Origin of the sequence: Peterkaempfera bronchialis (assembly GCF_003258605.2) — a bacterium.
GTDB classification, from domain to species: Bacteria; Actinomycetota; Actinomycetes; order Streptomycetales; family Streptomycetaceae; genus Peterkaempfera; species Peterkaempfera bronchialis.
On sequence record NZ_CP031264.1, the window covers coordinates 5,996,054 to 6,006,179 of the forward strand.

Annotated in this window: 1 protein-coding gene; it reads left to right on the forward strand. The window is 73.3% G+C overall.

Features of this window, described 5'->3' with window-relative positions:
* Nucleotides 1-34 precede the first annotated feature (34 nt).
* Nucleotides 35-10,123 carry a type I polyketide synthase gene (locus C7M71_RS25820; protein ID WP_111490102.1) on the forward strand — a complete coding sequence of 3,363 codons (10,089 nt, stop codon included), beginning with the start codon at nt 35-37 and terminating at the stop codon, nt 10,121-10,123.
* Nucleotides 10,124-10,126: the final 3 nt, after the last annotated feature.

Sequence of the window (10,126 nt, forward strand, 5' to 3'; positions counted from 1 at the left end):
ACACCCTGCGCCCGCTGTCGAAGGGAACCGACCTGTGAGCGAGGACCGGCTTCGCGACTACCTCAAGCGCGTCACCGCAGAGCTGCACCGCACCCGCAGCCGCCTGCGCCAGGTCGAGTCCAAGACCGCGGAACCGATCGCCATCGTCGCCATGAGCTGCCGCTACCCGGGCGGGGTACGGACCCCCGAGGAGCTGTGGCGACTCGTCGACACCGCGACCGACGGCATCTCCGCCTTCCCCGAGGACCGGGGCTGGGACATCGACGCGCTGTACCACCCGGACCCCGACCGGCCGGGCACCTGCTACACCCGCGAAGGCGGCTTCCTGCACAGCGCCGCCGACTTCGACGCCGACTTCTTCGGCATGTCGCCCCGCGAAGCCCTCGCCACCGACCCCCAGCAGCGGCTGCTGCTCGAAATCTCCTGGGAGGCGTTCGAGCGCGCCGGCCTGGACCCCGGCACCCTGAAAGGCAGCCCCACCGGCGTCTTCGTCGGCGTGATGTACAACGACTACGGCTCACGCTTCCCGGAACCCCCCGCCGGTCTCGACGGCTACATCGGCAACGGCAGCGCCGCCAGCATCGCCTCCGGCCGGATCTCCTACACCTTCGGTCTTGAAGGCCCGGCGGTGACGGTGGACACGGCCTGCTCGTCATCGCTGGTCGCCCTGCACCTGGCCGCGCAGGCGCTGCGGGCCGGGGAATGCGACCTGGCCCTCGCCGGGGGAGTCGCGGTGATGTCGACACCGGTGACCTTCCTGGAGTTCAGCCGCCAGCGCGGCCTCTCCGCCGACGGCCGCTGCAAGTCGTTCGCGGACGGCGCGGACGGCACCGGCTGGGGCGAGGGCGCCGGAATGCTGCTGCTGGAGCGGCTGTCGGATGCGCAGCGCCTCGGGCATCAGGTACTGGCGGTGGTACGGGGATCCGCGGTCAACCAGGACGGTGCGAGCAGCGGCCTGACCGCGCCCAACGGCCCCTCGCAGCAGCGGGTGATCCGGGCTGCTCTGGCCAGTGCCGGGTTGACGGCTGCCGAGGTGGACGCGGTGGAGGCGCACGGTACGGGGACGACGCTGGGCGACCCCATCGAGGCGCAGGCCCTGCTGGCGACGTACGGTCAGGGGCGCGAAGAGGCGCAGCCGCTCTGGCTGGGCTCGCTGAAGTCCAACATCGGGCACACGCAGGCGGCGGCCGGGGTCGGCGGCGTCATCAAGATGGTGCAGGCGCTGCGCCATGGACGGCTGCCGCGCACCCTGCACGTCGACGCCCCCTCCTCCACCGTGGACTGGTCGGAGGGGAACGTCCGGCTGCTCACCGAGCCGGTGGAGTGGCCGGAGAGCGGTGATCGGCCGCGCCGGGCGGGGGTCTCGGCGTTCGGCGTCAGCGGGACCAATGCGCACGCCATCCTCGAAGAGGCTCCTCCTGCGGCCGTCGATGAGGAGGGGGAGCAGCCCACCACTGCTGTGGAGGCGCTGCCGGTGCTGCCCTGGGTGGTCTCGGGCCGTACCCCCGAGGCGCTGCGGGCCCAGGCGGCGCAGTTGCTGGCCCACTTGGACACGCACGCCGACGCGGACCCGCGTGAGGTGGCGTACTCCCTGGCCACCACCCGGTCCGCGTTCGACCACCGGGCGGTGGTGCTGGGCGAGGACCGCGCCGCGCTGGTCCAGGCCCTGGGCGCGGTGGCGACCGGCGAACCCGCGCCTGGCGCGGTGGTCGGCACCGCCCGGCGCGGGGGGCGGCTGGCGTTTCTGTTCGCTGGGCAGGGTGCGCAGCGGGTGGGGATGGGGCGTGGGTTGTATGAGGCGTTCCCGGTTTTTGCGGGGGCGTTTGATGCGGTGTGTGCGTGGGTGGATGGGGAGTTGGGGCGTTCGCTGCGTGAGGTGGTCTTCGGCGACGACGCGGAGCTGCTGAACGGGACGGGGTTGACTCAGCCTGCGTTGTTTGCGGTGGAGGTGGCGCTGTTCCGGCTGCTGGAGTCGTGGGGTGTCCGGGCGGATTATCTGGTCGGGCATTCGGTGGGTGAGCTGGCCGCTGCGCATGTGGCGGGGGTGTTGTCGCTGGAGGATGCGTGCCGGCTGGTGGTGGCGCGTGGTCGTCTGATGCAGGCGCTGCCTTCGGGTGGGGCGATGGTGTCGGTGCAGGCGTCCGAGGCTGAGGTGCTGCCGCTGCTGGTCGGTCGTGAGGCCGAGGTGAGTATCGCCGCGCTGAACGGCCCGACCGCCACCGTGATCGCGGGTGATGAGGCCGCCGTCCTGGTGGTGGCCGCGCACTTCACCGCACTCGGCCGCAAGACGACGCGCCTGCGGGTCAGCCACGCCTTCCACTCCCCCCGGATGGAGCCGATGCTGGCCGACTTCCGGGCCGTCGCGGAGAGCGTGGAGTACCACCAGCCCGTGATTCCGGTGGTCTCCAATGTGACCGGTCGACTCGCCACGGCAGAGGAGTTGACCTCGCCGGAGTATTGGGTGCGGCATGTCCGGCAGGCCGTCCGCTTCGCCGACGGCATCGGCTGGCTGGAGCAGCACGGCGTCACCCGCTATGTCGAGCTGGGCCCCGACGGCACCCTGACCGCCATGGCCCGCGCCTGCCTGACGGACGACGGCGACCCGCTTCTCACCCCGACGCTGCGCAAGGACCGCCCGGAGGGCGCGAGCCTGCTCACCGCCGTCGGTGAGCTGTATGTGCACGGCACCGGCGTGGACTGGACGGCGCTCCTCCCCGCCGCCCGGCCGGTGGATCTGCCCACCTATGCCTTCCAGCGCCGCCGCTACTGGCTCGACGCCGCAGCCGGGACCAGGTCCCGTACCGGAGCGCATCCGCTGTGGGGAGCCACCGTCACGCTGGCCGACTCCTCCGCCGTGATCTCGACGGGGCGGCTCTCCCGGCGCACCCATCCCTGGCTGGCCGACCACACCACCTTCGGCAGTGCGCTACTGCCCGCCGCCGCGCTGGTCGACCTGGCCCTGCATGTCGGCGGCCAGACCGGCAGCGACCACCTGGCCGAACTGACCGTGGAGGCACCCCTTCTGCTGCCGGAGCGGGACCCGGTCGAGATCCAGACCGTGGTGGACGGCCCGGCCGACGACGGACGGCGCACCTTCTCGATCCACTCCCGCCCCCTCGACACCGGCGCCGGCGAGGGCGGCGGCGACCACCCGTGGACCTGCCACGCCCGGGGCATCCTCGCCACCCACCCGGCGGCCCACCCCGAGCAGCCCGGCACCGACCTCTGGACCTGGCCGCCCACCGACGCCCAGCCGGTCGACGTGGACGGCCTGTACCGGACCCTGGACGACCACGGTGTGCAGGTCGGCCCGGAGTTCCGCAGCCTGCGCGCCGTCTGGCGGCATGGCGACGACGTCTTCGCCGAAGCCGAACTCCCCGAGACCCGCCAGGGAGACGCCGCACACTTCACCCTGCACCCGGCGCTGCTCGACGCGGCCGTGCAGGCGCTGCCGGCGCTGGGCCTCCCCGCCGTCTCCGCGCTCTCCTGGACGGATGTCACCCTGCATGCGGTGGCCGCCGAATCCATCCGGATACGGATCACCCGGCAGCCCGACGGGCCCCTGGGCCTGCACCTCGCCGACGCCCTGGGCGACCCCGTTCTCTCGGTCGGCGCGCTGGCCGTACTCCCGGTCGGCGAGATCAGCCTTCCGGCGGCCCAGGACACCGACCTCTACGCGCTGGAGTGGGCCCCGCCCACCCCGCTCACCCCGACCGTCCAGCCCGCCCAGCCCGCGAGCCTCGCCGTTCACCCGGACCTGGCAAGCCTGGACGCCGCCGTACAGCAGGGTGCCGACCTCCCGGCCGCCGTGGTCCTGCCCTGGCCGACGGCGACCGGCGACGACCTGGCCGCCACCGTCCACGAGGCGACCACCCGGGCGTTGATCCTGCTTCAGGACTGGCTCGCCGACGCACGCTACGCCGCGTCGCAGCTCGTCATCCTGACCCGCGGCGCGGTCGCCACGACACCGGACGAGACGGTGCACGACCTCGCAGCCGCCGCCGTCTGGGGCCTGGTGCGCTCCGCGCAGTCCGAGAACCCCGACCGGTTCGCCCTGCTGGACATCGACGCGGCCGACCCGGACACCACCCCGCCGGGCGAAGCGCTGGCCGCAGCCCTGCGCCTCGGCGAACCGCAGCTCGCCCTCCGTGGCGGACAGCCGCTGGTGCCACGGCTCACCCGCCCCCGCACACCCGGACCGGAGTCGCGTCCCGGTGCCTCCTTCGACCCGCAGCGCACCGTACTCGTCACCGGCGCGACCGGGACCGTGGGCACCGCCGTGGTCCGCCACCTGGTGGAGCGGCACGGAGTACGCCGCCTCCTGCTGGCCGGGAGGCGGGGCGCCGACGCTCCGGGAGCCACCCGCCTTGCCCGCGAACTGGCCGACCTGGGCGCCGAGGTCTCCCTCGCCGCATGTGACGTGGCCGATCGCGCCGCAGTGGCCGCACTGCTCGCCGCCGTCCCCGACGAACACCCGATCGGCGCGGTCGTACACGCCGCCGGAGTCATCGACGACGGCGTGATCACCTCGCTGACCCCCGAGCGGGTCGACGCCGTCCTGCGCCCGAAGGTCGACGCGGCGGTCCACCTGGACCAGCTCACCGCCCACCTGGACCTGTCGGCCTTTGTGCTCTTCTCCTCGGCCGCCGCCACCTTCGGCGGCCCCGGGCAGGGCAACTACGCGGCAGCCAACGCCTTTGCCGAGGCACTCGCCCACCGCCGCCGGGCCGAGGGACGCAACGCGCTCGCGATCGGCTGGGGCCTCTGGTCGCAGAGCAGCGGAATGACCGAGGCGCTGGACGAGTCCGACCGCCACCGGATCGCCCGCAGCGGCATCGGCGCCCTGCCCACCCAGGACGCCCTGGCGCTCCTCGACCGCTGCCTGGCACACGACCGCTCCACGCTGCTGCCGGTCAGGGTGGACCTCCCGGCACTGCGCGCGGGCGGCGCCGAGCCCCCGGCCCTGCTGACCCACCTGGCGGGCCGTCCCGCCCGGCGGCAGGCCGCCGCCTCCGGGGCCGGTTCCGGGGCCGGGGGCGCCATGGGCTCATGGGCCCAGACGCTCGCGGGGCTGTCCGAGAGCGACCGGCGCGCAGCCGTACGGGACGTCGTCCGTACCGGGATCGCGGCCGTACTCGGCCATACCTCCAAGGCGGCGATCGACCCCACCCGCGCCTTCGGCGATCTCGGCTTCGACTCGCTGACCGCCCTGGAACTGCGCAACTCCCTGGCCCGGAAGACCGGCCTGCAACTCCGTGCCACCCTGGTCTTCGACCACCCGACGCCGGACGCCGTCGCCGACCACGTACACCGCGAACTGACCCGCGCGGCCGGTCCGCAGACCGGCACCGATCTCGGCACCGACCTCGGCACCGACCTCGGCGGCGAGGCCGGGACGGCTGGCGCCGCAGCGTTCGGGGAACCGATCGCGATCATCGGCATGAGCTGCCGGTTCCCCGGCGGGGCCGACAGCCCGGACCGGCTCTGGCACCTCCTGGCCGACGGGGGCGACGGCATCGCGGAGTTCCCGGAGGACCGGGGCTGGGATCTGGACGCCCTCTACGACCCGGACCCCGACTCCCGGCGCGACGGCACCACCTACACCCGAAGCGGCGGCTTCCTCGCCGGCATCGACCGCTTCGACGCGGCCTTCTTCGGCATCTCACCGCGTGAGGCCACGGCGATGGACCCGCAGCAGCGGCTGCTGCTGGAGGCGTCCTGGGAGGCGGTGGAACGGGCCGGTATCGACCCGGTCTCCCTGCGGGGCAGCCGTACCGGCGTCTTCGCCGGAACCAATGGGCAGGACTACACCAACGTCCTGCGTACGGCGGCGGAGAGCGCCGAAGGCTACCTCGGCACGGGCAATGCGGCGAGCGTGCTGTCCGGCCGGGTCTCCTATGCGCTGGGCCTTGAGGGTCCTGCGGTGACCGTGGACACGGCCTGCTCGTCGTCACTGGTGGCCCTGCACTGGGCCTCCCTCGCCCTCCAGTCCGGCGAATGCACCATGGCCCTGGCCGGGGGCGTCAGCGTGATGACCACCCCTGCGGCCTTTGTGGAGTTCAGCCGCCAGCGCGGTCTTGCCGCCGATGGGCGGTGCAAGGCGTTTGCGGAGGGTGCGGACGGTACGGGGTGGGGTGAGGGTGTCGGGGTGGTGGTGTTGGAGCGGTTGTCGGATGCGCGGCGGCTTGGGCATCGGGTGTTGGCGGTGGTGGCGGGTTCGGCGGTCAATCAGGATGGTGCGAGTAATGGTCTGACGGCGCCGAATGGTCCGTCGCAGCAGCGGGTGATCCGGGCTGCGTTGGCGGGTGCGGGTGTGTCTGCTGCCGAGGTTGATGTGGTGGAGGCGCACGGGACGGGGACGGCGCTGGGTGATCCGATCGAGGCGCAGGCGTTGCTGGCCACCTATGGGCGGGGTAGGCCGGAGGATCGGCCGTTGTGGTTGGGGTCCGTGAAGTCGAACATCGGGCATACGCAGGCGGCGGCCGGTGTGGCTGGTGTGATCAAGATGGTTTTGGCGATGCGGCATGGGGTGCTGCCGGCGACCTTGCATGTGGACGAGCCGTCCTCGCATGTGGACTGGTCGGCGGGCACCCTTCGGCTGCTCACCGAGACCGTCCCCTGGCCCGACCTGGGGCGTCCGCGCCGGGCGGGCGTGTCCGCCTTCGGCTTCAGCGGGACCAATGCGCACATCATCCTTGAGCAGGGTCCCGCCGCCGCCATCCCCGAACCGGCCGTGGAGCCGGCCGCCGACGCAGCGCCGCTGGTGCCGTGGGTGCTCTCCGCCCGTAGCCGGTCGGCTTTGCAGGCCCAGGCGGAGCGGCTGCTGTCCCATGTGCAGGCCGACCCGGAGCTGGTACCGCAGCACATCGGGCTCTCGCTGGTCTCGACGCGTTCGGTGTTTGAGCACCGCGCGGTGGTGTCGGGTGCGGGGCGGGCTGAGCTGCTGCGGGGGCTGGAGTCGGTTGCCGGGGGAGAGTCGGCCGCAGGTGTGATTGTCGGCTCGGCGCAGCCTGAGGGGGCGACGGCGTTTCTGTTCGCTGGGCAGGGTGCGCAGCGGGTGGGGATGGGGCGTGGGTTGTATGAGGCGTTCCCGGTCTTTGCGGGGGCGTTTGATGCGGTGTGTGCATGGGTGGATGGGGAGTTGGGGCGTTCGCTGCGTGAGGTGGTCTTCGGTGACGATGCGGAGCTGCTGAACGAGACCGGGTTCACTCAGCCTGCGTTGTTCGCGGTGGAGGTGGCGCTGTTCCGGCTGGTGGAGTCCTGGGGTGTCCGGGCGGATTATCTGGTCGGGCATTCGGTGGGTGAGCTGGCGGCTGCGCATGTGGCGGGTGTGTTGTCGCTGGAGGATGCCTGCCGGCTGGTGGTGGCGCGTGGCCGTCTGATGCAGGCGCTTCCGGTCGGCGGCGCGATGGTGTCGGTGCAGGCCGCAGAGGCGGAGGTGCTGCCGCTGCTGGTCGGTCGCGAGGCCGAGGTGAGCGTTGCGGCGCTGAATGGCCCGGCCGCCACCGTCATTGCGGGCGACGAGGCCGTCGTCCTGGAGGTTGCCGGGGAGTTGGAGCGGCAGGGTCGCAAGACCACGCGGCTGCGGGTCAGCCATGCCTTCCACTCCCCCCGGATGGAGCCCATGCTGGCGGACTTCCGGGCCGTCGCGGAGAGCGTGGAGTACCACCAGCCCCGGATGGCCGTGGTCTCCAATGTGACCGGCGAGCTGGCCACGGCCGAGGAGTTGACCTCGCCCGAGTACTGGGTGCGCCATGTCCGCCAGGCGGTCCGCTTCGCCGATGGCATCGGCTGGCTGGAGCAGCACGGCGTCACCCGCTTCATCGAGCTGGGCCCGGACGGGACACTGACCGCCATGGCCCAGGCGTGCATGGCCGGTGATGACACACTGCTGGTCCCGGCGCTGCGTAAGGACCGCCTGGAACCCGCCGCGCTGCTGGCGGCGGTGTCGGGGCTGTTCGTACGGGGCGGCGCAGTCGACTGGACGCAGTTCTTCCCTGGGGCCCGCCGGGTGGACCTGCCGACGTATGCCTTCCAACGCGAGCGGTACTGGCCGACCCCCGCCCTCGCTTCCACTCCTGCCGCCGATACGGCCAGCGGTGTTGACGCCCGCTTCTGGGAGGCGGTCGAGCGTGAGGACCTGGATGCTCTGGCGAGCACGCTGGGCGTGGACGAAGGGTCGCTCGGCGGGCTGGTACCGGCGCTGGCGACGTGGCGGCGGGCCCGCCGTGAGCAGTCCGTGGTGGACGGCTGGCGCTACCGGGTGACCTGGAAGCCGCAGCCCCCCGCGCCGGGCGGTGCGCGGCTGGACGGCCGTTGGCTGCTGCTCGCGCCCGAGGGCACGGAGTTGGACGGCCTGGCCGCGTACGGCGCAGTTGTCGAACGGGTGGCGTGCGCCCCCGACGCCGACCGCGAGGAACTGGCCCGATGCCTGCGCGAGGCTGCCGGTGATCTGCCGGTTGCGGGGGTCATGTCGCTCCCCGCGTCGGCCGGTGGTGCGTGGGCGACGGCCGAGCTGGTGCAGGCGCTGGGCGACGCGGGGGTGGCGGCTCCGCTCTGGGTGCTGACCCGTGGCGCGGTGTCGACCGGCCGCTCTGACGCGGAGCCCGATCCGGCGCAGGCGGCGGTGTGGGGTCTGGGCCGGGTGGCGGCGTTGGAGTACCCGGACCGCTGGGGTGGCCTGGTCGACCTCCCCGACCGGCTGGACGAGCGGGCATGGGCCCGGTTGGCGGCCGTCCTGGCGGACGGCGCCGAGGACCAGGTGGCCATCCGCCCCTCCGGTGTGTTTGCCCGTCGGCTCGTACGGGCCCAAGGTGGCGAGCCCGGTCAGGAGTGGCGGGCACGCGGCACGGTGCTGGTCACCGGCGGCACGGGCGCGCTGGGCGCCCGAGTGGCCCGCTGGGTGGCCGGTCGCGGCGCCGAGCAGGTCGTCCTGACCAGCCGACGCGGCCCGGAAGCCCCGGGCGCGGCGGAGTTGGAGGCGGAACTGCGCGCGCTGGGCGCCAAGGTCACCATCGCCGCCTGCGACGCGGCCGACCGCCCGGCGATGGCCCGGCTGCTGGCCGAGCATCCGGTCGACGCTGTGGTGCACGCCGCAGGTGTCGGGGATGCGACGCCGCTGGCGGAACTGCACCCGAAGTACTTCGCCGAGGTCATGGCGGCAAAGGCGGAGGGCGCCGCCCATCTGGACGAGTTGCTGGCGGATCGGCAGCTGGATGCGTTTGTGCTCTTCTCCTCCATCGCCGGCGTCTGGGGCAGCGGCGGACAGCCCGCCTACGCGGCGGCGAACGCCGCTCTGGATGCTCTGGCCGAACGGCGCCGTGCCCGGGGCCTCCCCGCGACCGCCGTGGCATGGGGACCGTGGGCGGACGGCGGGATGGCGTCCGGCGAAGGAGCGGACGACCAGCTGAGGCGCTGGGGCCTGGTGCCCCTGCGGCCGGAGCCCGCGTTCCGGGCGCTGGAACGGGCGCTCGGGTCGGGCGACGCCACCGCGACGGTGGCCGATGTCGCCTGGGACCGCTTCGCCACGGCGTTCACCAGCCGCCGCCCGAGCCCGCTGCTTGCCGAACTGCCCGAGGTACGTCAGGCGTTGGAGGAGACCGGCACGACCGACCCCGCGCTCCGGGAGCGGCTGGCCGTACTGCCCGCAGCCGACCGGAAGCGGGCGCTGCTGACCCTGGTGCGTACGGGTGGCGCAGCGGTCCTGGGCCATGCCGACGGACAGGCGCTGGAGGCGGGCCAGGCATTCCGGGATCTGGGTTTCGACTCGCTGACCGCCGTCGAACTGCGCAACCGGCTCAACGCCGAGACCGGCCTCCGCCTCCCCACCACGCTGGTCTTCGACTACCCGACGCCGAGTGCCCTGGCCGACCACCTCTATGCCGAACTCTTCCCGGAATCGGAACCGGCGACCCCCGGCGAGCCGGACGAGGCCGCCGTGCGGGAGGCGCTCGCCGAGATCCCGGTCGCCCGGCTCCGCGAGGCCGGCCTGCTGGGCGCCGTACTGGCCCTGGCCGGGCCCCGGCCACTGCCGCAGGCCGCCGCCGCCGATGACGACGACGCCATCGGCACCATGGCGGTCGACGATCTCGTGCAGCTGGCATTGCGCGGTACGGACGGCTGAGCC